This is a genomic window from Micromonospora sp. NPDC047740 (assembly GCF_043204735.1).
Lineage (GTDB): Bacteria > Actinomycetota > Actinomycetes > Mycobacteriales > Micromonosporaceae > Micromonospora.
Map to the genome: position 1 here is coordinate 69,008 of NZ_JBIDCT010000016.1, position 25,716 is coordinate 94,723.

Annotated in this window: 24 protein-coding genes; 8 read left to right on the plus strand and 16 right to left on the minus strand. The window is 71.2% G+C overall.

What is annotated here, in order from left to right; all coding sequences use genetic code 11:
- The first annotated feature begins 1 nt into the window (after position 1).
- Both ACGF4F_RS26965 and ACGF4F_RS26970 read left to right on the plus strand, forming a co-directional pair.
- The gene (locus ACGF4F_RS26965) at positions 2-2,530 is read left to right on the plus strand and encodes an FtsX-like permease family protein (protein ID WP_393081510.1); all 2,529 of its coding nucleotides are present in this window, start codon (positions 2-4) and stop codon (positions 2,528-2,530) included.
- Positions 2,531-2,570: 40 nt separating this feature from the next.
- On the plus strand, positions 2,571-3,071 hold the full coding sequence (locus ACGF4F_RS26970) for a GNAT family N-acetyltransferase (protein WP_357441457.1): 501 nt from the start codon (positions 2,571-2,573) through the stop codon (positions 3,069-3,071).
- A 99-nt stretch (positions 3,072-3,170) separates the two neighbouring features.
- On the opposite strand, the gene ACGF4F_RS26975 is transcribed toward ACGF4F_RS26970, so the two are convergent.
- A complete protein-coding gene (locus ACGF4F_RS26975) occupies positions 3,171-4,205 on the minus strand; it encodes a hypothetical protein (protein ID WP_357441458.1) in 1,035 nt (344 codons plus the stop codon).
- A 113-nt stretch (positions 4,206-4,318) separates the two neighbouring features.
- On the opposite strand from ACGF4F_RS26975, the gene ACGF4F_RS26980 reads away from it, so the two are divergent.
- Entirely contained in the window at positions 4,319-4,933 is a 615-nt protein-coding gene (locus tag ACGF4F_RS26980) for a TetR/AcrR family transcriptional regulator (RefSeq protein WP_357441460.1), read from the plus strand.
- A gap of 86 nt (positions 4,934-5,019) precedes the next feature.
- Here the strand turns inward: ACGF4F_RS26980 and ACGF4F_RS26985 are convergent, their stop codons facing one another.
- Entirely contained in the window at positions 5,020-6,156 is a 1,137-nt protein-coding gene (locus ACGF4F_RS26985; protein WP_357441462.1) for an FAD-dependent monooxygenase, read from the minus strand.
- A gap of 65 nt (positions 6,157-6,221) precedes the next feature.
- Here ACGF4F_RS26985 and ACGF4F_RS26990 point away from each other — a divergent pair, with 65 nt between their 5' ends.
- Entirely contained in the window at positions 6,222-6,860 is a 639-nt protein-coding gene (locus tag ACGF4F_RS26990) for a TetR family transcriptional regulator (RefSeq protein ID WP_357441464.1), read from the plus strand.
- A 4-nt stretch (positions 6,861-6,864) separates the two neighbouring features.
- Here the strand turns inward: ACGF4F_RS26990 and ACGF4F_RS26995 are convergent, their stop codons facing one another.
- Positions 6,865-7,725 (minus strand): SDR family oxidoreductase, encoded by an 861-nt coding sequence (locus ACGF4F_RS26995; RefSeq protein WP_357441465.1) that lies wholly within the window; start codon positions 7,723-7,725, stop codon positions 6,865-6,867.
- Between the two features lie 123 nt (positions 7,726-7,848).
- Here ACGF4F_RS26995 and ACGF4F_RS27000 point away from each other — a divergent pair, with 123 nt between their 5' ends.
- Complete coding sequence (locus tag ACGF4F_RS27000) at positions 7,849-8,469, plus strand: TetR/AcrR family transcriptional regulator (RefSeq protein WP_357441467.1); 621 nt, start codon at positions 7,849-7,851, stop codon at positions 8,467-8,469.
- Positions 8,470-8,526: 57 nt separating this feature from the next.
- Here ACGF4F_RS27000 and ACGF4F_RS27005 read toward each other — a convergent pair whose 3' ends face one another.
- Both ACGF4F_RS27005 and ACGF4F_RS27010 read right to left on the minus strand, forming a co-directional pair.
- Positions 8,527-9,237 (minus strand): DNA alkylation repair protein, encoded by a 711-nt coding sequence (locus ACGF4F_RS27005; RefSeq protein ID WP_357441469.1) that lies wholly within the window; start codon positions 9,235-9,237, stop codon positions 8,527-8,529.
- Between the two features lie 104 nt (positions 9,238-9,341).
- Positions 9,342-10,664, minus strand: coding sequence for a radical SAM protein (locus ACGF4F_RS27010; RefSeq protein WP_357441470.1), 1,323 nt, complete (start codon positions 10,662-10,664; stop codon positions 9,342-9,344).
- Between the two features lie 182 nt (positions 10,665-10,846).
- Here ACGF4F_RS27010 and sodN point away from each other — a divergent pair, with 182 nt between their 5' ends.
- Complete coding sequence (gene sodN / locus ACGF4F_RS27015) at positions 10,847-11,251, plus strand: superoxide dismutase, Ni (protein ID WP_148798036.1); 405 nt, start codon at positions 10,847-10,849, stop codon at positions 11,249-11,251.
- A gap of 105 nt (positions 11,252-11,356) precedes the next feature.
- On the opposite strand, the gene ACGF4F_RS27020 is transcribed toward sodN, so the two are convergent.
- Positions 11,357-11,779: a DUF6223 family protein gene (locus ACGF4F_RS27020; protein WP_357441472.1), complete on the minus strand. Its 423-nt coding sequence runs from the start codon at positions 11,777-11,779 to the stop codon at positions 11,357-11,359.
- 297 nt (positions 11,780-12,076) lie between these two features.
- Between ACGF4F_RS27020 and ACGF4F_RS27025 the strand changes: the two genes are divergently transcribed.
- Complete coding sequence (locus ACGF4F_RS27025) at positions 12,077-12,766, plus strand: YdcF family protein (RefSeq protein WP_393081519.1); 690 nt, start codon at positions 12,077-12,079, stop codon at positions 12,764-12,766.
- Between the two features lie 420 nt (positions 12,767-13,186).
- Here the strand turns inward: ACGF4F_RS27025 and ACGF4F_RS27030 are convergent, their stop codons facing one another.
- From ACGF4F_RS27030 to ACGF4F_RS27065, 8 genes are all read right to left on the minus strand, one after another.
- Positions 13,187-13,573, minus strand: coding sequence for a hypothetical protein (locus ACGF4F_RS27030; RefSeq protein ID WP_357441474.1), 387 nt, complete (start codon positions 13,571-13,573; stop codon positions 13,187-13,189).
- 134 nt (positions 13,574-13,707) lie between these two features.
- The gene (locus ACGF4F_RS27035) at positions 13,708-14,898 is read right to left on the minus strand and encodes a helix-turn-helix domain-containing protein (protein ID WP_393081523.1); all 1,191 of its coding nucleotides are present in this window, start codon (positions 14,896-14,898) and stop codon (positions 13,708-13,710) included.
- A gap of 120 nt (positions 14,899-15,018) precedes the next feature.
- Complete coding sequence (locus tag ACGF4F_RS27040; protein WP_357441478.1) at positions 15,019-15,879, minus strand: aminoglycoside 6-adenylyltransferase; 861 nt, start codon at positions 15,877-15,879, stop codon at positions 15,019-15,021.
- 66 nt (positions 15,880-15,945) lie between these two features.
- Positions 15,946-17,763 (minus strand): acyl-CoA dehydrogenase, encoded by a 1,818-nt coding sequence (locus ACGF4F_RS27045; protein WP_357441480.1) that lies wholly within the window; start codon positions 17,761-17,763, stop codon positions 15,946-15,948.
- Between the two features lie 196 nt (positions 17,764-17,959).
- Positions 17,960-19,786, minus strand: a complete 1,827-nt coding sequence (locus tag ACGF4F_RS27050) for a CocE/NonD family hydrolase (protein ID WP_357441482.1) — start codon at positions 19,784-19,786, stop codon at positions 17,960-17,962.
- Positions 19,787-19,890: 104 nt separating this feature from the next.
- Positions 19,891-21,063, minus strand: a complete 1,173-nt coding sequence (locus ACGF4F_RS27055) for an alanine--tRNA ligase-related protein (RefSeq protein ID WP_357441484.1) — start codon at positions 21,061-21,063, stop codon at positions 19,891-19,893.
- A 434-nt stretch (positions 21,064-21,497) separates the two neighbouring features.
- Complete coding sequence (locus ACGF4F_RS27060; RefSeq protein ID WP_357441486.1) at positions 21,498-21,671, minus strand: zinc ribbon domain-containing protein; 174 nt, start codon at positions 21,669-21,671, stop codon at positions 21,498-21,500.
- A gap of 18 nt (positions 21,672-21,689) precedes the next feature.
- The gene (locus ACGF4F_RS27065) at positions 21,690-21,875 is read right to left on the minus strand and encodes a hypothetical protein (protein ID WP_393081530.1); all 186 of its coding nucleotides are present in this window, start codon (positions 21,873-21,875) and stop codon (positions 21,690-21,692) included.
- A 193-nt stretch (positions 21,876-22,068) separates the two neighbouring features.
- On the opposite strand from ACGF4F_RS27065, the gene ACGF4F_RS27070 reads away from it, so the two are divergent.
- On the plus strand, positions 22,069-22,599 hold the full coding sequence (locus tag ACGF4F_RS27070) for a hypothetical protein (RefSeq protein WP_357441489.1): 531 nt from the start codon (positions 22,069-22,071) through the stop codon (positions 22,597-22,599).
- 8 nt (positions 22,600-22,607) lie between these two features.
- Here the strand turns inward: ACGF4F_RS27070 and ACGF4F_RS27075 are convergent, their stop codons facing one another.
- Together ACGF4F_RS27075 and ACGF4F_RS27080 are read right to left on the minus strand one after the other, a co-directional pair.
- A complete protein-coding gene (locus ACGF4F_RS27075) occupies positions 22,608-24,209 on the minus strand; it encodes a glycosyltransferase (protein ID WP_357441490.1) in 1,602 nt (533 codons plus the stop codon).
- Positions 24,206-25,585: a glycosyltransferase gene (locus ACGF4F_RS27080; RefSeq protein ID WP_357441491.1), complete on the minus strand. Its 1,380-nt coding sequence runs from the start codon at positions 25,583-25,585 to the stop codon at positions 24,206-24,208. Before ACGF4F_RS27080 ends, ACGF4F_RS27075 begins: the two co-directional genes overlap by 4 nt.
- Positions 25,586-25,716: the final 131 nt, after the last annotated feature.

A 25,716-nucleotide genomic window follows, 5' to 3' on the forward strand; every position in this document is an offset into this window, starting at 1 on the left:
CATGTGGCGCCTGACTCTGCGTACCACCCTGGCCCGCCGGGCCCGGCTGGCCCTGACGCTGCTCGCGGTCGTCCTCGGCGTCACGTTCGCCACCGGCGGCCTGGTCCTCACCGACACCTCCACCCGGCTGCTCGACGACCAGTTCCGCACCGCGACCGCCGGCGTCGACCTGACCGTGCGGGACGCGGTCGCCTTCGACTCCGCGATGGGCGTCGAGGTGGCCCGGGACCCGCTCCCGGCCGACCTACCGGCGCGGATCGCCGCGGTGTCCGGGGTGGCCACCGCCCAGCCGCTGGTCCGCGGCCAGGGCCTGCTGGAGGTGGCCGGCACGCCGGTCGTGCCGTCCGGGGCGTCCGTGCTGGCCTCCTGGGCGCCGGCCCCGGCGGGCTCGTTCACCATCCGCAGCGGCCGACCCCCGGCCGCCGACGACGAGGTGGTCCTCGACGAGGACACCGCGCGCGGTCACCGCGTCCGGCTCGGCGACACCGTCACCGTCCGGGCGACCGACACCGCACCGTTGCGGGTGGTCGGGCTGGCCGGGTTCGGTGACCGGGGCGGCCTGCCGAACAGCACGGTCGCCCTGGTCACCCTCCCGTCGGCACAGCGGCTGCTCCGGCTCGGCGCCGGCGTCTCCGAGGTGGCGGTCGTGGCCGCGCCCGGCGTCGCCCCCGACGAGCTGCGCAGCCGGATCACCGCCGCGCTCGGCGCCGACTACGAGGTCGCGGCGAGCCGCGACATCGCGGCGGCCGGCGCGGCGGCGGCCCGGGACCAGCTGAGCTGGCTGCAACTGGTGCTGCTCGCCCTGGCGGGCGCCGCCCTGCTGGTCGGCGCGTTCCTGATCGCCAACACGTTCTCCATCGTGGTCACCCAGCGGACCCGGGAACTCGCCCTGCTCCGGGCCGCCGGCGCGACGGGCGGGCAGGTGCTGCGCTCGGTGCTCGGCGAAGCGCTGCTGGTCGGGCTCACCGCCTCGGCGGCCGGGCTCGCCCTCGGTGTCGCCGCCGCCACCGGCATCCGGGGGCTGGCCCGGGCGTTCGGCGTACCGCTGCCGGCGGGCGGGCTGGTGCTGACCGGCCGTACCGTGCTGGTGGCCTTCGCGGTCGGCGTCCTCGTCACGGTCGGCTCGGCAGTCGGGCCGGCGCGGCGCGCGGCGGCGGTGGCGCCGGTGGCGGCGCTACGCGAAGCGGCCGCCGCCCGCACCGGCCGGGTCCGAGTCGTGGCCGGCGCGCTGGCCGCCGTCGCGGGCCTGGCCGCCACGGCGGCGGTGCTCGCCGCGGACGCGCCGGTCCCGCTGCTCGGCGTGGCCGCGCTGGGCGCCGTCGGCGGGCTCGCGCTGCTCGGGCCGGCCCTCACCCCCGCCCTGGTACGCCTCGTCGGCCGGCCGCTGGCCGCCGCCGGCGTGACCGGCCGGCTGGCCACCGACTCGGCGGCCCGCACCCCGCGGCGGACCGCGGCGACCGCCCTGGCGCTGGCCCTCGGGCTCGCGCTGATCAGCTTCATGGCCGTCCTCGGCACCTCGGTCAACAGCTCGGTCCGGCAGTCCTACGCCGAGGTGATCAGCGCCGACCATGTGGTGGAGAGCGCCCGCAACGAGATGCTCGGTGGCCTCTCCCCCGCCGTGTACGACCGGGTCAGCCGGCTGCCCGAGGTCGCTGTGGCGTCCCGGCTGCGCTACGGCCACTGGCGCGACGGGGACGCCACCAACGCGCTCACCGCCGTGGACCCGGCGACCCTGCCCCGGGTGACGAAGCTACGCTTCACCGCCGGCAACCTGGCGGCGCTGGACGGCGGCGGGATCGTGCTGGCCGAGCACGTGGCCCGGGACCGGGGCCTGGCCGTCGGGGACGACCTGCCGATGACGTTCTCCCGCACCGGCACCCACACCCTGCCCGTGGTCGGCCTGCTGCGCAACGGGGATGCCCGGGCATTGTCCACCGACTACCTCATCTCGCTGGACACCTTCGCCCGGCACTACAGCGAGGAGATGGACGCCAGCGTCCTCATCCGCACCGCCGACGGGACGGACCGGGCCGCCGCCGAGCGGGCGATCAAGGCCGCGCTGGCCGACACCCCGACCGCGCAGCTACGCGACCAGGCCGCCGCGGTCGCCGGCCGCACTGAGATGATCGACCAGGTGCTCGGCCTGGTGACGGTGCTGCTCATGCTGGCCGTGCTGATCGCCCTGCTGGGCATCACCAACACCCTCGCCCTGTCCATCACCGAGCGCACCGCGGAGATCGGGCTGCTGCGCGCGGTGGGGATGACCCGCCGGCAGCTGGGCTGGATGATCCGCGCCGAGGCGGTGCTGGTCGCCGCGCTGGCCAGCGTCCTGGGGATCGTGCTGGGGGCCGGCTTCGCCGCCGCCACGGTCCGCGCGCTGGGCCGGGACGCCCCGACCGTGCTGGCCGTGCCGACCGGCCGGCTGCTGCTCGTGCTGGCCGTCGCCCTGGTCGCCGGCCTGCTGGCCGGTCTGCTGCCGGCTCGCCGCGCCGCCCGGCTGGACGTCCTCGCCGCCATCGGCACGCCCTGACCCGTCCCGGGCCGCCACCGTTTCTCAAAAGGAGCAGAACATGCTCGACACCGTCACCATCCGCCCGGCCGGTCCCGCCGACGCCGCCACCGTGGACACCCTGGTCCGGGAGATCGCCGCCCACGAGGGCGACGCCGCGCACGTCACCGTCACCGTGGACGGATGGCGCATCCTGCTCGGCCGCAGCGACGTCACCGTGCTGCTCGCCGAGCGGGCCGGCGAGCCGCTCGGCTACGTCTCCGCGCTCCGCCGCGTGCACCTGTGGTCCGGGCGGGACATCCTCGCACTGGACGACCTGTGGGTCCGGGCATCCGCCCGGGACGCCGGGGTCGGTCGGGCGCTGATGCTCGCGCTGGCGCGTACCGCGGCGGACGACGGGCTCGTCATCCGCTGGGAGGTCAAGCCGGAGAACGCCGGGGCGCAGCGCTTCTACCGGCGGCTCGGCGCGGGGCTGTTCACCAAGGTGATCGCCGGTTGGCGCCCGGAGAGCTACCTGGCGCTGCTGTCGCCGGAGACCGACGAGGCAGCCACGCCGGCGTGATCGACTGGCGGGTCGGTGGTGGCCGGCACAGCGCGCCCGGCCCCACCGACGACGAGGAGACGGCGAGTCGCTGCGACCGCCCGCGGCAGCGCGCCGCTCTCATCGCCTTCCGTAATGCTCGGCGATGGTGGTGAACGCGGCTTTGGGTTCCCACGGCAGGTCGGGGTAGGTGTCTCCGTGGCGGTCGTCGAAGACCTTGACGATGCCGTAGCTGGCCAGATCGAGGTCGTCGCGGGGATCGCCGTCGGGGCGGTGCGGGTGGTCGTAGAGCGCGAAGAGGAACACGAAGGCGGTGTCGACGCCCTCGGCGTCGAAGACCTCCAGCAGCTCGCGTAGATAGGCCGCCTGGCCGGCCTCGTCGCGGACGTACTTCCCGTTGAGTCGGACCGGCCCGGTGTCCTGGTCGTACTCGACGATCTCCAGTCCTTGCGCGCCCCGGTCGCCCGCGCCCTGGTACGTGGCCGAGCCGAATTCGGTGATCGCGACCGGCTTTCCTTGAAATGCCGGGCTGCGCATGCCCTCGGCGAACATCTCGGCGAACGTCTCGGCGGTCGCGGCCGACCGGTAGACGTCCATGGACACGATGTCGAAGGGCGTCCAGTCGACGCGGTCAATTGGCACCGAGGCGTAGGTGAGTTTGCCACCGAACCGCTCGCGGACCAGGGCTACGGCTTTGCCAAGGAAGTCGTTGACCCGGACGCCGGCCTCGGCAATCAGTTCCCGCACGCGGTGCGGCTGGCTCAGCAGCCCGATCCGTTCCTCGGTGGTGTCGCCGGGCAGGAATCCCGGGTTCATCAGGCTCAGCTCGGCGCCGGTGACGAACACGACCTCACCGCCGCGCCGCCGCAGCTGCTCCGCCCGCTCGGCGCAGTCGGCGAACAGCGACAGCATCTCGTCGGCAGTCATCTCGAGCGGATACGGCGAGAACCAGACCTCCAGGCCCAGGTCGACGGCGAAGGTTGCGGCGGTCTCGATCCGCTCGGGATCGCCGCCGGTCACGCGGACGGCAGTGCAGTGCAGATCGTCCCGGATGATGCGTAGTTCGCGTTCGACCAGCTCCGGCTCGAAGCGCTGGCGGGAGTTCACGCCATGGCGGACGAATCCGGTGTCGTAGGTGATGCCTCTGGCACGCACGGGTGGGTCCCTTCCGTGGCATAATAAGGTACTAGCGGTACCGTATTTTGACTGAGGTCGCACGTCAAGTGGATGCTTGGAAGGAACGAGCAGTACCGATCGCGAGGAAGAGCATGCCGGACGACCCGATGACCCAGGCCCGTGCTGGGCAGACCCGACGACGGGGCGCGGCACTGGAGGAGGCGATCCTGCGCGCCGCGGCCGATGAACTCACCGAGTCCGGGTACGCGGGGCTGTCCATGGACCGGGTCGCCAAGCGGGCCGGCACCAACAAGAACGCCATCTACCGCCGCTGGCCAGACCGCCTCACTCTCGGCATCGCCGCCTACAAGCAGTTGGCCACGACGATCCAAGCCCCCGACACCGGTCAGCTGCGCGAGGATGCCCTGGAACTGCTGCGCCGAGCCAATCGGCACTGGAGCTCGCCACTCGGCGCCATCCTGCGGGAACTGCTGGCGGCAGCCGGCAGCGCGAAGAACCTGGCGGCGCAACTACCGGAGCAATCCGCCGACGCCATGACCGCCATGTGGCTGACGATCCTGGGACGCGCCGTCGCCCGCGGGGAGGCCTCCCCTGAATCCCTCCACCCCCGGGTCGCCACGGTGGCGATCGTCCTGCTCCGGAACGAGTTCGTCACCCGAGGCGTGCCGACCGCACCCGACGAGGTTCTCATCGACATCGTCGACGAGGTATACCTGCCACTCGTGCGGAAACGCGCCACGCCATAGTCCGCGCAGTCAAGGCGGATCAGGGGTGAGGTGTCAGCCGAAGCCGGGTGCCCGCGCAATGGCTGCCGCCGCGCGGGGAGCCGTCCCTACTCGAGTGACGGCGGGCGCCAGTCGGCGTAGCGGGCCATCGAGCGGAGAGCCAACCGCGGCGGGGTCACCCGCATGATGATGTTGCGGACGGCCACGGCGACCGGGCTGTGCAGTTGCTGGCCGAAGCGGCCGATCACGCGGGACGCCTTCGCCACCTGCTGGCTCCGTGGGCGGCGTTGCCGGTCGTAGGCAACCAGGCCGTCCGGCCGATCGGCGACGGCGGCGAGGACGACGGCGTCCTCGAGCGCCTGGTTGGCACCCTGGCCAAGGTTGGGTGTCATGGCGTGAGCGGCGTCGCCGAGCAGGACGACCCGGCCCTTGACGTACGTGGGGAGTGGCTCGTCGAGGCAGGCAAGTTCGTCGCGCAGGACGGTGTCGGTCGCGCCGATGAGGGCGGGGATCGGGTCGTGCCAACTGCCGAACCGGGCGTGCACCTGGGCCAGCTCGTCAACGTCCGGCTGCGTGGGCGCGGTGTTGACGGCGGCGAACCAGTACACCCGTCCGTCGGCGAGCGGCACCATCCCGAACTCGGCGCCACGGTCCCAAGTGATCGCGACGACGAGGTCCTCGTCCCAGGCCGGCGTCACTCCGCGCCATGCGGTCACGCCGACGCGCACCGGGCCGGCGGCATCCGGCCACAGCAGTGCCCGCACGGTGCTGTGGATCCCGTCCGCCCCGACCACCAGATCGGCTCGCATCCGGACGAGTCCGTCCCGGCTTCGATACGTGACGTCCCCGTCGGCGGTGACGGCACTGACCTCGGCGCCGGTCACGACGGTGCCCTCCGGCAAGGCGCCGAGCAGGATCTCGTGCAGGGTGGCGCGGTGGACACCGACCGCCGCGGTGCCGAGCAGGTGCTCCATCTCGTCAGCGCCGATGCGGGCAAGCCACCGGCCGTCGGGCCTGCGGGTGCCACCGGACATGCCGGCACGCCCCAGGTCCCGAACGGCCGCGCCGAGACCGAGGGCGTCGAGACAGCGCAGCCCGTTGGCCTGGAGCACCAGGCCGGCCCCGACCGGCCCGAAGGTGGCGACACGTTCGAGCACGGTCACGTGCCAGCCCTTGCGAAGCAGACCCACGGCCGTACTCAACCCGCCGATACCTGCACCGATCACCACGGCCGTCCGGTCCATCCGTGCACCGTCCTTCTACAGCTGTAGAAAGCCATACTACAGCCGTAGAAGGGAGACGCAACACCATGACGACCGACCGGTTCGCGGTCCTGACCGATGCCGCGATCGACGTACTCGCCGAACTCGGCATGCGCGGCCTCACCCACCGCGCCGTCGATGCTCGGGCCGGACTGCCCCAGGGCACCACGTCCGCCTACTTCCGCACCCGCAAGGCGCTCATCGAAGCGGTCGTACGCCGGCTCGCCGACCTCGACCGGGCGGACCTGGATGCCCGCGAACTGCCGGCCGTGGCCGACTCGGCGGCAGTCGCGTTGACCGACATCGACCGGACAGCCGCCGGCATCGCCGCCCTCCTCGACCAGTGGATGAGCACCGCACGCCATCGCACGCTGGCCCGCTACGCCTGCCTGCTCGAAGCCACGCACCATCCCGAGCTACGGACCATCCTGGAATACGGCGACGCCTCACGCGCGCAATCGAGGGCGATGCTGGCGGCCGCCGGCGCCCGGAATCCGGCGCAGGCCGGCGACCACCTCGTCGCCTGCATCGACGGCCTGCTGTTCGACCGTCTGATCGGTGCGGGCGCCCGCACCGCCCCACCACCCGGAACAGCCGCGAACCGAACGGACCTGGCCATCGCGATCGCGACATTGCTCCGGGCGTTCGCCGGCCAGCACCCCGAGGCGCAGCGATCCGGCGCGTAACCGGTCAACGCGCGGGGCCGGGCGTCGGGACGGCATGCTCCGCGGCCCGGCTGACCTGCTCCCAGCCCGCCCAGGTGTCCATTCGTCGACGCGAGATGTCGAACGCCAGGTCGTAGATCATGCTGCCGAGCAGGAGCCGCAGCGGCGGGTCGTCGCTGTCGACCAGCTTCAGCAGTGCCTCGGCGGCCAGCCGGGGCTCACTGTCGATCGAGCCGTCCGCCCACTGCCGCTCTAACTCGGCGCGGAGCGGGCCGTACGCCGCCAGCGGCTTGGTGGACGTCATGCTGGTGTACAGGTCGGTCCAATAGCCGCCGGGCTGCACGATGCTGACGGTGACGCCGAAGGCCGCCGCCTCCATCGCCAGGGCCTCGCTCATGCCTTCCAGCGCGAACTTGCTCGCGCTATACATCCCGGTGCTCGGGAAGCCGCCGAGAGCGGCGATGCTGGAAATCTGCACGATGTGGCCGGCCCGTTGGGCGCGTAGGTGCGGCAGCACGGCCTGGCAGACCCACAACGCGCCGAAGAAGTTGACCTCGAACTGGACCCGCGCCTCAGCCTCGGTGAACTCTTCGACCATGCCCATGGACATGGTGCCGGCGTTGTTGACGACGATGTCGAGCCGCCCGAAGTGCTCCACCGCGGTGGCCACGGCGGCGAAGACCGCCGCCCGGTCGGTCACGTCGAGCGCCAGGGTCAGCAGTTGGTCACCGTGGCGCTCGTCGAAGTCGCCCCGGTCGATGGTCCGGGCCACGGCGACCACCCGGTCACCACGTTCGAGCGCGGCCACAGTGAACGCCTGGCCCAGACCGCGGCTGGCGCCGCTGATGAACCAGGTACGCGGAGCAGGGCTGGATGAGGTGCGCATGGACGAGGCCTCCCTGATTCACACGAGACGAGACGGTCCGTCTCGCTATTCCTGGAACCGTAAGCGATCAGAACCTTCGGGTCAAGACGAGACGGTCCGTCTCACCTCCGGTACGTTGGCCGCATGACGACACAGCGCAAAGCCCCCGCCAACGCGGCCCGCCGGAAGGAGACCTCCCGGCGGGCCATCCTCACCGCGGCGTTCGACCTGGTGCAGGAGGTCGGATACGCCAAACTCAGCATCGAGGGCATCGCCGCGCGGGCCGGCGTCGGCAAGCAGACCATCTACCGCTGGTGGCCGTCCAAGGGCACGATCCTCTTCGACGCCTTCCTCATGCTCAGTGAGGGCAACGACGGCGAACCCGCGGCGCTGCCCGACACCGGCGACCTGGAGGCCGACCTGACAGCGGTGCTGCGCGCCACGGTCGCGGAGATGACCGACCCCCGCTACGACCAACCGATGCGCGCGCTGGCCACCGAGATCGCGCACGACCCCGAACTGGCCGCCGCCTACGCCGAACGGCTGGACGGGCCGTTGAAGGAACTCAAGCGTCAACGGCTGCGCAGCGCCCAGCAGGCTGGACAGCTCGCCGAAGACGTCGACCTCGACGTGGCCGTGGAGATGATCTGGGGGCCGGTGCTCAACCGATGGTTGCAGCGCAGCGGCCCTCTCACCGCCGAATACGCCAACCGCGTCGTCGCCACCGCCCTCAACGGCCTGCGCCCGCGCCAGCCCGGCCACTGAACCGACGTCCGGCAACACCCCCCGGCCGATCCGCTCGGCCGCTCGAGCATCGATCAGCTACACCAGGCCGGACAGGTATTCCCGACGTCGCTGCGGTTCGAACTTTTCGATCGCGTACCGCAGCATGACCCGTGGCATGGCCCGGTAACGCCGGGCCAGGAACTCCTCCTCCGCCGCCCGGTCCCGGTTGCCCACCTCGCGCAGCATCCAGCCCACCGCCTTGTGGACGAGGTCGTGTGGGTCGCGCAGGAGCCGGTCGCTGAGCCGGAAGGTCCAGTGGAAGTCGCCGGCTTTGATGAAGGCGAGCGTTGCCATGATGGCGATCCGCCGATCCCACACCAGGCTCGATTCGGCCAGCCGATCCAGCACGCTCCGGTCCTTGTCGATCAGCCAGGGGCCGACGATGTACGGCGCGGACGAGTCCACCAGGTCCCAGTTGTTGATGCGGCCGGTGTTTGCCAAGACGATGCTGAAGATCTCGCCCCGTTCCGCCTCGTCCCCCTTGGCGAACTTGCGCACCAGGATGAGAAGCGACGTCAGCCGCTCCTCATGCACGCCGCTCGTCAGCAGCACCGCTGTCTCGGCCGGGGACAGCTCCCGCCAATAGCGGCCAGCCACCCTGCGCTGATCCGGCACGGAGACGCCGATGGCCCGGTCGCCCTCGCCGTAGCCGCCCGGAACCATCTGCAGATACCGGCTCACTCCCTCGGCCCGATCCGGGTCGGCGAGGCTGGCGAGTTCGTGACGGACGTCGTCGATCGTGGCCATCACTGTGCAACCTATCGCGACCACTGCGTCCGGCCCCATCCCTGAGCAGGGGACGGCGGCCGCGACTGCCGGGCGGCGCTGGCCCGCGACCAGCCGATCGCGGACTAGGCCCGGTCGGCCTCGGGTTCGCCGGGGAGACTGTCCATGAACGAGCTGACCGAGAAGACCGCTCGCCCGGGGCCGGCCGGGCCGTAACCGGGCGGGCTGGACAGGCCGTTGGCCTCCATCACCGCCCGGTACACCTCCAGCAACCGGACGTGGTATTCCAGCGGCGCGCCCTGCGGGTTGGTCCGGCCGAGCGGCGTCGTCGGCTCCGGGCACCAGGTGGTGAACCGCGGCGTGATGCCGCGGGACATGAAGTACTGCAGGCCTTCGGCGGTGGAGTCGATCGCCTCGTCCACGGTCGTGAAGCCGTGCGGGGCGGCCATCTCGACGCCGGCCACGAAGTTCGGGATGACGTTGCGCGGGCCGAAGACCTCGGCGGAGTCGAGGATGCGGCGGTGCCACTCCTCGCGGCCGACGTAGCGCTCCTTGCCGGGGCAGTACAGCTCGAACAGCCGCTTGTCCCACACCTCGTAGTTGGGGTGGTAGATCTGGATCCCGTAGTCGCGGAAGCGCTGCACGTCGGCGCGGGGCAGGGCCTGGGCGACGACCTTGCCGATCCACCGGCCCGGGAAGCGTTCCTCGATCGCCTGGGCGTACCGGCCGTAGAAGTCCGCTTCGGCCAGTCCCCCGACGTGGGAGGTGATGCTGCCGCCGGTGAGGGTGTACGCCTGGGAGGCCTTCTCGGTGTCGTGCTTGTCGATGATCGCCAGGGCCTCGAGGACCTCGTCGACCGGCTTGACCCCGGTGTACGGGCGGCCGGCCGCCTTGTGCTGGCGCCAGTTGTGGTTGATGTCGCAGTACTGGCACTCCTCCTTGGCACCGAAGTACTGGCAGACCCGGAAGGCGGTCAGATAGATCAGGTAGCCCCACTGGATGGTCGGGGCGACCTCCATGACCGATTTGCCGTTGGCGAGGGTGTGCCGGTAGTAGTCCGGCATCGGCGGGAGCCCGACCTCGGCGATCGGCCGGTCGTCGAGGAACAGGCGCAGCCGTCCCTCGTCGTCGCTCTTGACCCGGTACGGCGAGCCGGGGTTGGTGCGGACCGAGACCACGGTGCGGCGTAGCCCGTACGGGCCGCCGGTGAGCACGATCTCCTCCGGCGGCCGGCGCAGTGCGGCAGTGCCCAGCTCGGGCAGCGTGCGGTGGTCGAAGGAGAAGATGAAGTACGACTTCGGTTTGACGTCGCCGTGCTCGTTGTCGGTCAGGGCCGAGTCGTCGAAGGCCAGACCGCCGCGCAGCAGGTCCTCCTTGATGACCGCCTCGCGCGGCACGTGCGGGAAACGGCTCATCAGATCTTCGACGAGATCGGTACGCGATGCCATGCACTCTCCTGAGCAGGGTTTCCGAACGGCCCCAACGGTCACAGCATCCTTCAAGGTATCTCCCCCGCCCGCGCCGGGTCTGCCGAAGGTGACGTGACGAACGTCCTGCTGATCTTGCGTTGACCTGAAGTGGGGTGGAGGTTTTAGCGTTCAGCGGTACCACTCGGAGAAAGGGAGCCCCCATGCGACTGTCACGCTTGTTCACTCCGCGCACCGTGGTGAGCGCTCACTGCGACCTGCCGTGCGGGGTCTACGACCCGGCGCAGGCGCGCATCGAGGCCGAGTCGATCAAGGCGATCGCCGAGAAGTACCAGGCGAACGAGGACCCGGAGTTCCGTACCCGGGCTCTGATCATCAAGGAGCAGCGGGCCGAGCTCGTCAAGCACCACCTGTGGGTGCTGTGGACCGACTACTTCAAGGCGCCGCACTTCGAGAAGTACCCGCAGCTGCACAGCCTGTTCAACGAGGCGACCAAGCTGGCCGGTGCCGGCGGCGCGAAGGGTTCCCCGGACCCGGCCGTGGCCGAGCAGCTGCTCGCGAAGATCGAGGAGATCTCGAAGATCTTCTGGGAGACGAAGCAGAGCTGACCGCCGCTGACCCGCCCGGCGTCACGACGGCAGAACGCGTGCACGCGGGCCGCCGGGCTGGTCAGCACCGGACGGTGCGGGCGGTCGGCGAACCGGTGTTGCGGGTCAGCCGATGCGGCGGGAGCGGGCCAGAGTCAACCCACCGAGGGCCACGCCGATCAGCCCCACCACCAGGGCCACGACGCCCCCGCCAAGCCCGTTGCCGGTGCCGAGACCACCGTCGGCGGTGACCACGACCACCCCACCGATGGCCATGCCGGTCAGCCCCAACGCCAGGGCCCCGATGGCCCCGCGTCGCCCGCTGCCGCCGCCGATCCGACCGGCGGAGCGGGCCATGGCCAGCCCACCGAGGACCACGCCGGTCAACGCCAGCACGGCAGCCACGATGGCCCCGATCCGCCCGGGGCTCAGGGTGTAAGCACTGACGGCGGCCGGCTGGAGCGAGATGTGCGCGGCCGCCGGTTCGGCAAGCCCAACTGCCCCGAGCAGGGCGGCGTTGGCGGCGGCAAGCAGGTGGCGGACGGACATCGAGGATCCCTTCGCTCGCATGACGGGTACAGGCGGCAGCGTATGTACCGGCATGGCCACGGGTCGTCGTGCCAGCGTTGCGATGACCTACGACCAGGGTTGTAGGTCGCTCGCGGCGTCGTACGACCGTTGTCTCGCCCCGGCCCTGCACGTCAACGCGATCCCTCCGCCGCATGGGGAAGTGGTTGGGCCCATGGCTTCGATGAGGGCTGGAAGGATCGCGGGCATGACCTCCGACGATCTGGCGTCCCTGCTCTTGCGCACCCGCCCGCACGACGATGCGGCCGGGGCAGTTCGGTGAATCCCCACCAGCCGGCCCCTCGGGTGGTGGCGGAAGAGGATCTGGCCGCCTTCACCGCCGGCCGCCTTCTGGAGGTCATGAAAGCCCTCACGGTGATCCTGACGCTGCCCCAGTCTGCTGCCGACCAGGTCGACGCGCTCGTGGTAGCCACGGGTCAGGGCGAAGAATGGCGTCTCACTCATGCGATCCGCAGCTGGGAGGCGAACCCGGCGCTCCGCCACCTCCTGGTGGCGAACGGGAACCCGGCTGAGGAGACCTACGTCGAGATCACCCTCGACTACCTACGGAGTCTCGGCCTTCGTCGCACCGATGGTGTCCACCTCCAAGCCGAGCCGGCCCCCAACACCGGCTTGCAGGCCGCATGGATCGTCAACCAGGTCCGAGCCCGCGGTATCACTAGCCTCGCGCTCGTTGTCTCCCCGTACCACCTGACCCGCGTCTACCTCACAGTTCTCAAAGCCTTCACCAGGGCCGGATCTCGCCTCCCCATGATCCCGCTCCCCGTGGCCGTCTCCCCTGACACACCCGTCCCGGAGACCGGGGCGACCGCCTACGACCTCGTACCCGGCGAGATCAAACGCATCCTCGACTACATGGACAACGGATGGGTCGCCACGCCGCAGGAAGTGCAGCAGTACCTACAGTGGCTTTGGAGCCACCACAAGGGCCTTCTCGTCACGAGCTAGTGGAACCTCTCGTCGCCCGGCCACAGGATGCTCCCGCAGCCAGCCGAGGAAGCGCCGATGCAACGTGCCGGCGGGCGCCCAGCTCAGATCCGCGGTGGCGCGGACGAGCTGCGCCCCCAGGTAGAGCGCCAGGGAGACAGGAGCATCTTCGAACTCCGCCCGCAACTCCCGCCGCCGGGTCGCGCACGGCCACGGCGCCCCGCAGCCACCGCAGGTCCAGATCGGCAGCACCGGCCCGTGCGTGGTTACCCGCCAACCCCCAGGAAACGTGCGGTGATAACCCGGGCCTGCCGGCTCGTCGCCCACTCCACCTGCCAGCACGGGTACGGAGTAAGCCGCGACCACCACGCCCGGCACCCCACACACATCCCGTCGAGACCGCGCACGTGCACGGCAGGATCACCTGCTCGTGGTCGTCGTTCACCTGGTCTCCCCCTGCGGCCAGTGGCCACGACCGATCGGAATCCGGTGGCGGGCACGGCAGGGCAGGTCGGCTCCGCAGCGACAGACCCGCCGCCACTTTCGCCAGGACCAGACTGGCCGGTGGCGCCGAGCGAGGGTCAGCGCGACGGCGAGCAGGTACTCCTCGTACGCGACGCGTTGTGTGTGCGGTGCCGAGGGGTCATCACACCTGGCACTGCTGGTGGAGCGGCGCCACCGCCGCTCCGGAACCGCCCGAGTGATCTCGTCGACCGGCATCCGATCCGCCTCGGCCAGGGCAAGGAGCCGCCGCTTCGCCGCCTCCCGCTCGGCCGCCTGGATCTGCTCGCCCGTGCTCTGCCTGGCGGTGTCGTCGCGACCGCCCATCCCCACCCCCGCTGGTAGGGGCGTGACGGTCAGCCCGCGAGGGAACGTGACGACGCCGCGCCCGGCCAAGGGAGGCAAGCGCCTCACCCGAACCGGACACTAGGGAGGATTGGTGATGGCGTAATTACCGCTGGTTATGACGCCAGGCTGATGCCCAACCGGCCGGCCAGCAACCGAAGTTCGTTCGGGACCGCCCGCCGCTTCGCCCGCTGCGCCATCGCGACGACGGCGTCCTGGGCGAGGGGGTTCAGCGCGAACGGCACCGGCGCGGCCTGCTCCGCCCGCACGAACGCCGCCAGCGCCTCGGCGTCCCGGCGGCGGGACTCGGCCAGCGCCCGGCCGAGGTCGAGCCAGTACGACATCTGGCGAATCGACGCCGTGAGGACCTGCGGCCGTACCGTCCGGGACAACTCGATCACCCGGCCGGGCTCACCCAGCTCCGCCGCGATGGACATCTCCCACAACCCCACGTTCGTCGGCCCGAACCAGCAGCCGTTGAACCCGGCACCATCCGACGGATCCCCGAGGCTCGCCGCCTCACGGGCCGCCTCGGAGAGATGGTCGCGGGCGACGTCCGGTCGCCCACTCACCGTCGAGGCCAGCGCAGCCGAGAGGTGCAGCTGACCGAGCATCTGCCGGACCCGCGCATCGGCGGCGGCGGCCTGAAGCTCAGCCAGCGACCGGTCGGCGGCCCTGGCGGCCAGCGCCGCAGACTCGATCGGCAGGCTCTGCGCGTACGCGAACCGGGACGCCCCCAGCCACGCCGGCTCCTCGACGTCCTCAGCGGCGGCCACCGCGACCCGCGCGGCGTTGAGCGCCAGGTGCCGGTATCCGAGGTGCCGCAGGCACGTCGAAGCCTGGTACGCCACCTGAGCGAGTACAGCCCCCCCGACCGCAGCGGCGTCCAACAGCAGGCCCGGGAGCAACCGGGCCATCGCCGGATAGTTGGAGCGGTTGCGGAGCTGATCACTGCGGGCTATGCCGGCGGCCAGCTCATCCCTGGTCCGGGTCAACGGCCTGCGCTCGCCATCCTCGATCTCGATGAGCGCGGACCAGATCGCCGGCACGCCCTCGGCGGCACGCTCCCGGGCCGGGTCGCCGGGTTCGGTTCCCTGACCGAGCAGGTCAGCCACCGTGACCTGCAGCGCGGCGGCGATGGCCACCAGGGTGGACCGACGGTCAATGGTCTTGCGACCGGACTCGACCTGCGAGATGTACGACTGGCTGACGCCCGCGAGCCCAGCGAGGACGGCTTGGCTCATCCCGCTACGGCGCATCCTCCAGTACCGGATCCGGGCACCGATCGTGTCGGTCTTCCTAGCCATACCTTCGCCTGCTTCCAGGGAGAGGACTGGAGACAGCGGAGCCGGTCCGCGTCCTGGCGCCCGCCATTCGGACGGTACACCGCACAGCTCTGGACCGCGTCACGGTCTACGCTGGGAAGATCACTCCCTGTCCCCACTCGCGCGGGCCAGTACTGCCCGCAGGTGCTTTCGGATCTCGTCATGGGCAACGGTCAGCTTGAGCCCGAGACGCTCGGCGCACTCGCGTTCAAGTCGTTCAAACATGTCGGCAGTCACCCACAGGGCACGGGCGACGTCGATGGCGTCGTAGCTGGCAAAAGTGCTGCGGAGATCGAGGAGCGTTCGCTTGTCTGCCCACCGCTCCAGGAAGCGCCCTTCATGCCACGTGTCGACCTGCGGATGCGATGCCTGCGTGTGCCACGCGAGCAGCCTGACCAGCAACGCCTTGAGATAGCAGTCGCAGCTCTGCTTGGCGACCCAAACCTCGCCGCGTTGCAGCTTTTTGGCGGTCCACAGCGCGTGATACCAGAAGTCGTGCGTCAGGTGCCCGAAGGCAGCGGCATCCGGCTGAGCCGACGGCATCGGTGCACCGCTTGGCGGGAGCATCTCGCCAAGGTTGAGCTTGTCGACCAGCACCCGGAACCCCCGGCCGAGCACTTGGGCGACCTCAGGGTGGGTAGCGATCTGCTGCGCCGCGTCTGCCGGCAGCAGCGCGAAGTCGACGTCCTGCCCAGTGTCGAAGAGCACCCGGCGCTCGATGAATCCGCCGACCGCAGTGGGTTCGGTAAAAGTCAGCAACGGTCGGCCGAAAGCTGCCAGCCAGCTGGCGTCGGCCACGTAGGCCATGGGATTGTCGACCATCAGGACGATGTCGATGTCGGACCACTGGTCCGCGGGAACCTCGACGCGGGCGTGAGACCCGACCACCAGCGCGGCATGGATGTCGTGTCGCTGCTGAGCCCACGCTGCGACAGCGGCCAGTAACCTCTCGATGTGCTCCACCACAGCAGCGTTCACGATCGCGGCCGGTAGTCACAACTGCTGTCCGTCGGCATCCTTCGCCGAAGGTCAGAACCAGTTCTCCCGCGTGTCCAGGGTGGTCCGGTCCAGGCTGTCCAGCAGGTCGAACTGCGGCCCGGTCCGCGGTAGCTCGTACCGGAAGAAGTACCGCGCCGCCTGCCGCTTCCCCGCCAGAAAGTCCCCCTCCGCCCCCTCCGGGCTTCCCAGCAGCTCGACGGCTAGCAATTGCTCCAACCACATCCACCCGATCACCACATGCCCGACCGCCTCCAGATAGAGCGAGGCGTTGGCCAGCGCCAGCTCCGGATCTCCGGTCCCCCACAACCGCCGCGTCACCACCGCGATCCGATCAACCGCCGCGCCGAGCTGCCCGGCCAGCTCGGCCGCCTCCCCCTCCGCCTTCCAGGCCCGCGTCACCGTCGCCCGCATCGTCTCCAGCAGCAGCTCCAGACCGGCACCGTCGCGCATGGTGACCTTCCGGCCGAGCAGGTCCAGCGCCTGGATGCCGTGGGTGCCCTCGTGGATCGCGTTGAGCCGGTTGTCCCGCCAGTGCTGCTCGACGTCGTAGTCCCGGGTGTAGCCGTAGCCGCCGTGCACCTGGATCGCCAGGTCGTTGGCGGCCAGGCACCATTGCGACGGCCAACTCTTGGCGATCGGGGTGAGCAGCTCCAGCAGCAGGTGGGCCCGGCTCCGGTCGGCCTCGGCGGGGGCGGTCTTCTCCTCGTCGAGCAGCCGGCCGCAGTAGAGGATCAGTGCGAGCGCGCCCTCCACGTAGCTCTTCTGCGCCAGCAGCATCCGCCGGACGTCGGCGTGCGCCACGATCGGCACCTGCGGCGCGGTCGGGTCCTTGTCGGCGACCGGCCGGCCCTGGGGGCGCTGGCGGGCGTACTGCACGGACTTGAGGTAGCCGGTGTAGCCGAGGGCGGTGGCACCGGCGCCGACGCCGATCCGCGCCTCGTTCATCATGTGGAACATCTGCGCGAGCCCCTGGTGCGGCTCGCCGATCAGGTAGCCGACCGCTCCGGGCCGCCCGTACGGCCGGTGCACCCCCTCGCCGAAATTGAGCAGCGTGTTCGTGGTGCCTCGGTAGCCCAGCTTGTGGTTGAGCCCGATCAGCACCACGTCGTTGCGCGGGCCGAGCGTGCCGTCGGCGTCGAGGAGCACCTTCGGCACGATGAACAGCGAGAGGCCCTTCACCCCGGGCGGCCCGCCGGGGATCCGCGCGAGGACCAGATGAACGACGTTCTCGGCGAGCTCGTGGTCCCCGCCGGAGATCCACATCTTGGTGCCGACCAGCCGGTACGTCCCGTCGTCCTGCGGCTCGGCGCGGGTGGTGAGGTCCGCGAGGGAGCTGCCGGCCTGCGGCTCGGACAGGCACATGGTGCCGAAGAACCGGCCCTCGACCATGGGCCGGACCCAGGTGTCGATCTGCTCGGCGCTGCCGTGGGTGAGCAGCAGGTTGGCGTTGCCGAGGGTGAGGAACGGGTACGCGGCGGTGCTGATGTTGGCGGCCTGGAACCAGGCGAAGCAGGCGGCGGCGACCGCGTTCGGCAGCTGCATCCCGCCGATGGAGGTGTCCATGGTGGCGGCCAGCAGCCCGGTCTGAGCGAAGACGTCCAGGGCGGCCTTGACCTGCGGGATGGTGTGCACCCGGCGCCCGTCGAAGGTCGGTTCGGTGGCGTCGGCGGCCTTGTTGTGGGTGGCGAACTGCTCGGCGGCGACCCGGGCGGAGAGGTCCAGCGCCGCGTCGAAGATGTCCCTGGTGTGCTCGGCGTAGCGGGGCCGCTCGGTCAGCCGGGTCACGTCCAGCCAGTCGTAGAGCAGGAACGCCAGGTCGCGACGGGACAGCAGGGTGGACGGCGACACGCGGCTCCTTCCGTCGTACCGTCGCGGCGCAGGCCGGTGACGGTCTCTCGGAGGTCATCCTGGCTGATCGGGGCGGCCGGCGCACGCTCCGTCGCCGCCGGGTGTGCCGTGGCTGGGCCAGGCGATGTCGTCGGGTAGCTGGGGGCGTACGCCACTGCCCGGCACCCGCACAGGCGGGTGCCGGGCAGCCGCTTGGTTAACCCTGCTTCGAAACGCCCAGCGGGAAGGTCGGGGTGCCGACGTTCGTGAGCGTGGTGGTGTTCGCCCGCACGTACGTGTCCAGGTAGGGCGAGCGGTCGCCCTGGGTCGGCGAGTCGAACCGCGGGTCCTGCACCTCGACGGCGAGCCGCGCGTCGGTGACGGTGATCGTCTCGCCCGAGGGCACGGCCCGCCAGCCCCTTGAGGCGATGGTCCCGATCTGGACCCCCAGCTGGTGCCCCGGCTCGAAGGTCCAGTCGGTCGCCTTCAGTTCGAACGAGGTCGACCCACTGTGGTCCAGCACCGCGACGTTCTCGTCGAACATCGTCGCCTTGCCGTCCGGTGCGACGTCCCACAGCCGTACCCAGACGTTGCCCTGACCCCTGGTCTTCAGCGTGACCTCCGGCGAGCCCGTGATCCGCACCTGCTCTGAGGCGGGCGTGGACCAGGACCAGTAGCTGCTGCCGGGTGCGTCAGCGCTGAGCAGAGCCGTCTGGTCAGTCGTCAGCGAGCCGGCCTCCGGCGCGTACTCGATGTCCCAGCCCGGGGCCTCTGCCGCCGTCATCGACCGGGCGGCCACCTGCGCGTTGCTGCCGTTGTCGACGTACTGCCCGGGCGACAGCCGCACCTTGTACGCGTCGTTGGTCACCGGCCAGGTCGGCTGGGCGCGCCAGTTGCCGAGGCTGTCCTCGATGGAGAAAGCCGGGTCGGTCACCGACGGTTCGATGCCGCGCAGGTGCTGGTCGTAGAACCGCATCACCTCGTCGAACCAGCCCGCCCGTCCCATCTTGAGCTGGCCCTTGCTGTTCGTCTCGTTGCCGCGCACGTGCTCCCACGGGCCGAGCCAACCGCGTTCCGGACCCTGGTGGTTGGCCAGGTACTTCTGCATCTCCTCGGGCTTGGTGTTGTCCTCGATGAAGCCCGACGTGACGAACAGCGGCGTCTGCGACCCGGCGGCGCGGGAGGCGAAGTCACGGTCACGCCAGAACGGCGCCTTCGGGTCGGGGTTCTGGGTGTTCGTGAGGTTGTTGGTCTCGCACTCGGGGTGGCTCTTCTCGTACGCCGCGTTCGCCTTGTAGTGCTCGCTGTCATCGGCCAGCGGCGGCATCGTCGCGATCGAGTAGTAGCTGCGCGGGGTGCTGGTCGCGTTGGAACGCGGCACCCCGTTGCTGAACAGGTAGTTGTACCTGTTCCACGTCGGTTCCTGGGAGACGATCGCCTGCAGCGGCTTGAGCTTGAGGGTGTTGGCCGCCAGCCCGGTGTTGGCGTCGTACGACTTGCCGTACATGCCCACCTTGCCGGTCGACCACGGCTGGCTCGCTGCCCACTCGACGGCCGCCTTGATGTCGGCCTGCTCCCCCGGGCCGAGGAAGTCCAGGCACCCGGTGCTGCCACCGAAGCCGCGCAGGTCGACCATCACGACGGTGTATCCGCGCTCCATGAGCCGGGCGCCGTCGATGAAGTCCTGGAAGCGCGCCGACGGCCCGACCCGGTCCCATCCCTCGGGGCTGGTCTGCCCGGCGTGCGAGAAGTACGGACCCACCGACAGGATCACCGGTGTCTTCGCGTCCGCCGGCAGGTTTGCCGGGCGCAGCACGTCGGCGTGCAGCTCGACGTCACTACCGTCCGAGGACGGGAAGTACGCCTCCGTCCACGCCGCCCCCACGGGAACCCGGGGGTTCTCCTCATGGGTGATCGGGGCATCAGATGTCGCAGCCGCCGGAGCGGCCTGTGCCGCCGTGGGTAAACCCGCGGTGAGGCTCGTGATGATGGCCAGTGCACCGGCCGCCGCGACGGGCGACACCACCTTCCTTCGAAGGTTCATCCTGCTCCACCTATCTCCGGACGACGTCGTCCGGTCAGCCATCGAGGCTAACGATCTTCGCCGGACTTGAACCCCGAGTTATCTTCCCGTGTCCTTTGTCCGGGTCAGCCGGTCTCGGTGAGCAGGCCGTCGACCAGGTCGCGGGGCAGCCCGTGGGTGTCGTGCAGCCAGTGGTAGTCGCGCTCGCTCAGCGGCCCGCGCCCGCGGAGCCGGTCGACCAGCGGGCGGCCCCGGCGCAGCAGCCCGCGGAAGCGCCGCTCCTCGTCGAGGAGCACCGCACGCAGCGGCTCCACCTCCGCCCGCTGCCGGAACCGGCGCAGCGTGTCCGCGTACGCCTCGACGGGCAGTTCGGTCAGGCCGCGCCCCGGGTCGTCGCGCCACAACACGGTGAGCGCCCGCCGGATGAGCCGGCGCAGCACGTACCCGCGCCCGGTGTTGCCCGGTCGTACGCCGTCGCCCAGCACCACCACGGTGGAGCGCAGGTGGTCGGCGACGATCCGCAGGTCCGGCCCGTCCAGCGGCCACCGGTCGCGGACGGCGTCGACCCATGGGCGCAGCCCGTCGCCCTCGAAGACCGACGGGTGGCCGCGCAGCACCATCTCCAGGCGTTCCAGTCCCATCCCGGTGTCGATGCTGGACATCGGCAGTGGCGTCAGCCGGCCGTCGTCGTGCCGGTGGTAGCGCATCTGGACGTGGTTCCAGACCTCCAGCCACCGGTCGTCGGTGGTGGGCGTGCCGATGGGTGGCCCGTCGCCGGTCCACACGAAGATCTCCGAGTCGGGCCCGCACGGGCCGGTCGGGCCGTTGTCCCACCAGTTGTCCGCGCCGGTCGCCTCGACCGGTACGCCCAGCTCCGTCCAGGTCGCCCAGGCCGTCTCGTCCGGCCCGACCTGCTCGTCGCCGCCGAAGACGGTCGCGTGCAGCCGTCCGGGATCGATGCCGAAGCCCCCGGTGAGCAGCTCATACCCCCAGCGGAGGCTGTTCGCGATGTCGTAGTCGCCGAGCGACCAGGAGCCGAGCATGTCGAAGACGGTCAGGTGGGTGCGGTCGCCGACCTCGTCCAGGTCGGTGGTGCGCAGGCAGCGCTGCACGTCGACCAGCCGCGTGCCGCCCGGGTGCGGCCGGCCCAGGAGGTACGGGGTGAGCGGGTGCATGCCGGAGGTGGTGAACAGCACCGGGTCGCCGGGCGGCGGAATCAGGGAACTCTCCGGCGCGTCCCGGTGATCTCGGCGGTGGTAGTGGTCGAGAAAGATGCGGACGATCTCGTCGGGTGTCATGGCATGGGCCTTCCGGGTCGGAGCGACCGGAAGGGTCCGCCGCGCGGGCGGTGGTGTGACACGACGACGCCGGCGGACCGTTTCCGGTCGCCGGCGAGAAAGAGTCGGTCAGGCGGCGGCAACCGGCGAGCGGGAAGCTCGCGCGGCCGCGACGGTGCTGCGCCTGATCTGCATGCCCCGACGGTAGCCCGTCAGTGGCGCCGCCGCCCACCCGATATTGCGGTGGGCGGCGGCGCTGTCCGGTCAGAAGGTCAGCCGGACCACCTGGGGTTCGTGGTCGGAGAGCTGCGTCGGGAACTCGCTGTCGACGTGCACCACGTCATAAACGCACGGCTGGGCGGCCAGCCAGGAGGAGAGCAGGACGTGGTCGAGGACCTGCGAGTTGCCCTCGTAAACTTGACATCCTCTTCCGCCTAAGGGCGGAAGATTCCCGTTTACAGCGCCGTACGTCTCCGGCGTTGGGTGGGTGGTCGACAGGACGCCAAGTGGCTCCTGTCCCGGACTGCCCGCCCGGTGAATGAGGACGGCGCCTCGGCGGCGTCCCTGATGTTGATCGCGGCGTTCACGTCAGCGTTGGCCTGGTGTCCGCAGGACCCGCACCGGAACATCGCTTGGCTTTTCCTGCTTCACGCCCATTTGGTTTCGTCACGAAGCACCAGGCGCCGGTCTTCACCAACGAACACCTGCAATACCTCGAACAAGTGATGCGGGAAGTTGCGGCCGGCCACCGAGGCGTACTGGACGCTCCAGCCGGTGAGGCTGACGCTGGCGGAGGAGCGGTTGTAGATCTCGACGACGTGGTTCTGGTACACGGCGCGGTGTTGCCGCCGCCACCATACCCACATAAGGATGCGCTTATCATTTCATTGCAACTCAGTCGATCTTGCGAGAGCCCCACCCGCGTCAACAGGGCGTGAACAGCAACTGACGCGCCGGCGGGCCGACGGGCCGGGGGCAGCTCTGCGATGATCGGTCGATTCCAATCCGCGGCCGAGGAGGGTATCGATGCGACGGGTGCTCGCGCTGCTCGTGGCCGCGGTCGTCGCCGCCGGCTGTTCCCTCGGCGAGGTGCTGGCCGACTACGGCGACCCGGTGGACCTGCGCGCGGCGGACGTGGTGGGCACCTGGCGCAGCGGCTCAAAGCGCGTCATCACCTTCGACGACCACGGCGGCTTCACCGCGGAGTGGCTGCCCTACGACGTGTTCGACGAGTTCCTGCCTGTCGACGTCGGCCGGGACGCGAACATCACCGGCTCGGGCACCTGGGCGGTGCGGGCGTCCTTCGCGAATCCGGAGGGGCCCAGCTCTACGGTGGCGTTGACGGTCGAGGAACTGGCCGGCACGAGGCACGGCAAGGGGTCGTTCGAGCTCTCCGCCCTACGCCAGGGCGACCACGTCCGTCTCCTCTTCTTCTACGTCGGCCCGGGCGGTAACAGCTGGACCTCGTACGAGAAGTGCGACGACTGCCCGCCGGGCGTGGCCCCCGCGCCGTCCAGCCGGGCGAGCCGGGAGGCGGTTGCCCGGCAGCACCGCTGACGCACGCGCTACCTGGTCCGGTTCAGCACCCGGCGCAGCTGCGCGGCCACCCGGGCGGCGGTCACCGGCACCACCGAGATCATCAGCCGGCCGGACGCGTCGAGCACCGGCGTGACCACGTACAGCCGGGCGCCGCGCCGCCGCACCAGCGGCATCGTCACCCTCGCCCGAGGGGCGCGCACGGCGGCCGAGCCGGCCGCGCCGGTGGCCGTCGCCGCGCCCGCCGCCCGGCCCGGGTCGAAGCCGCCGACCTGGGCGGAGACCGCCCGCCGCTGCCCGGTCGACCCGGTGCCGGCGAGCAGGTCGGTGGCGCGGAACCGGATCCGCACCGTGGTGCCCCGCGCGCCCTGGTCGACCGTGGTGACCTCGCCCGGGATCTCCTCGGCGCTGACCGTCACCGGCTCCGCGCCCGCCGCGGCCAGGTCCGGCACCGGGCTGACCGCGGTGACGGTCAGCACCTTCTCGCCGCGCTCGTCGGTCTCCCAGGCCAGCGCCGTCGCGTCGAGCTTGGCGTACCAGTCGGGGATCGTGGTCACGTCGAAGCAGGCGTCCGGCAGGCTGCGGGCCGGGTCGCGGAAGCCGGGATAGGCGGCGTACCGCCGGTCGCCCTCGACGACGGTCGCCGGCACGCCGGCACGCGCGTCCTGCCGGATCACCGCGAGCAGGTCGTCGAGCGCCCCGTCGCGGGTCAGCGCCAGGCGGATCCGGGTCTCGGCGTTGAGCTGGGCGGCGATCCCCTCGGTGAGGTGGGCGCGGACCAGCCGGCCGATGCCGTCGTGCACGAGCTGCTGGGTCTCCCGGTCGAGGCCGAGGAGGTCGTCCTCCAGCAGCTTGGCGATCTCGTGGTCGAATCGGCGGGCGAGGACGGCGTCGCGCTGCCGGCCGGCCGGGATCAGCTCGGCGACGAAGGTGGTGGTCGCCTCGACCGTGCGCAGCCGGTCGGCGTGCCGGCTCAGGTAGGTGATGTTGGTGGCGCTGTGCCGGCGGACCGCGTAGTAGAAGTCGTAGTCGGCCAGCACCGAGATGCGCCGGGCCCGGTAGCAGGCCTCCAGCGTGAACGGCAGGTCGCTGCCGAGCGGCAGGTCCTCCCGGTAGCGGATGCCGTACTTCTCCAGCAGCTCCCGCCGGAACAGCTTCGTGTTGGCCAGCGAGCGCGGCAGCGGCGAGTCGAACAGGTCCACGTCGACCTGGGTACGGGCGAAGATGTCCTGGTAGATGTGGCGGCTGTTGACCCCCACCACCCGGCCCAGCACGACGTCGGATTCCCACGCGTCGGCCGCCTCGACCAGCCGGCGCAGGGCGTCGGGGCCGAGGTGGTCGTCGGCGCCGACGAAGAAGACGTACCGGCCGGTGGCCGCGTCCAGGCCCCGGTTGAACGGGGCGGCGGGGCCGCCGGAGTTGGCCTGGTGGATGACGGTGAACAGGCCGGGGTGGCGGGCGGCGTACCGGTCCAGTTCGGCGCCGCTGGCGTCGGTCGACCCGTCGTCCACCGCGACGATTTGCAGCCGGTCCGGGCCGATCGTCTGCGCCACCAGCGAGTCCAGGCAGCGGGTCAGGTAAGGCATGGTGTTGTAGACCGCCACCACCACGCTCACGTCGGGGGCGTTCACCGCGCCTGCGCCTGCACGGTCGACTCCTCGGGGGACAGCAGCCGCCGGTAGAGGGCGTCCAGCTTTTGCGCCTGCGCCTCCCAGGTCCAGCCGGGCAGCGGCGAGTCCGGCGCCGCGTAGGGGGCCCGGTAGCGGTCCGGGTCGGCGAGCACGGCGCGGACGGCGCGGACCAGGTCGGCGCTGTCGCGGGCTCGGAACACCTCGCCCTGGCCGGTGGCCCGGACCGTGTCGGCCATCGTCCGCACGTCGCTGACCACGATCGGCAGCTGGGCGTGCGAGTACTCGAAGAACTTGGTGATCAGGGCGATCTCGTGGTTCGGCCAGTGGTGCAGCGGGATCAGCCCCACGTCGGCGCCGCTCAGGAACGCCACCAACTGCCGGTGCGGCACGTACGGCACCGGGTGCACCCGGTCGGCCACGCCGAGCCGGGCGGCCCGGGCCGCGAGCTGGCGCACGTACGCCGCCGTGGGATCGCCCACGACCAGCGCCAGGTGCACGCCGGGCAGCCGGGGCAGCGCGTCGACCACGGTGTCCAGGCCGCGCTGCACGGCCATCGCGCCACTGTAGACCAGCAGCGGGGTGTCCCGGTCGACACCGCAGAGCCGCCGCAGGTCAGGGGCGGGCTCGGTGTCGCCGGCCGGCTCGTCGGCGGTCGCCGGCGCGTTGAGCAGCACGGTCGGGCGCTCGGTCAGACCGTGGTCGCGCTGCAGCAGCTCGGCGAGCGTGTCCGAGACGGTGACCACCGCGTCGGCGTGCCCGACGTACTCCCGCACGTACGCCAGGTGGGCGGGGAGCCAGCGGGCGTTGTCCCGCCGGGGCTTGGCGCCGGGGAGCCACTCGTGCGCGTCCCAGACCAGCTTCACCGGGCGGCCGGCGGCCCGGGCGCGCAGCACGGCGCGGGCGGCCACCCCGAGCATCCGGAAGTCGTGCGCGTGGATCAGGTCGGGCCGCAGCTCGTCGATGACCGGGCCGAAGAGCCGCTCGTACCCCCAGAGCCCGGGCTCCAGCCGCCGCCAGGCCCGATCGCCCTGCAGCGTCCGCCAGAGCAGGACCTGGCCGTGTTCGACCGGCCGGCGGGCCAGCCGGGCGGCGCGCAGAGGGAGCCCGCCGCGGCTGACCAGCCGCTGGCGCAGCCCCCGGGGTCCCGCCGGGTCGCCGGTCGGCCCGCCCATCGGCAGCACCCGGACGTGCGCCCGGCCGAGCCGCCAGTCCCGCTCGTCGTCAGTCCGGGCGCAGCCGAGCAGGGTCACGTCCCACCCCGCGTCGGCCGCCGACCGGGCGGCCTTCTGCACCCGGGAGTCTCCCTCTACGGCGTTGTCGACGAGCATGACCACCCGGCCCCGGGGGACGGACGGCGCTGCGGCGTCGAGCTGCATGAACGATCGCTCCCATTCTCCGTCCGGCCGGTGCCCGGCGAGTGTACGGCAGGTTCGACGCCCGGCGAGGCGACGGGCCGGGGCCGGTCGAATTGCGATGCGGCCGGCCGCCGTACCGGCCAATCCGTAGG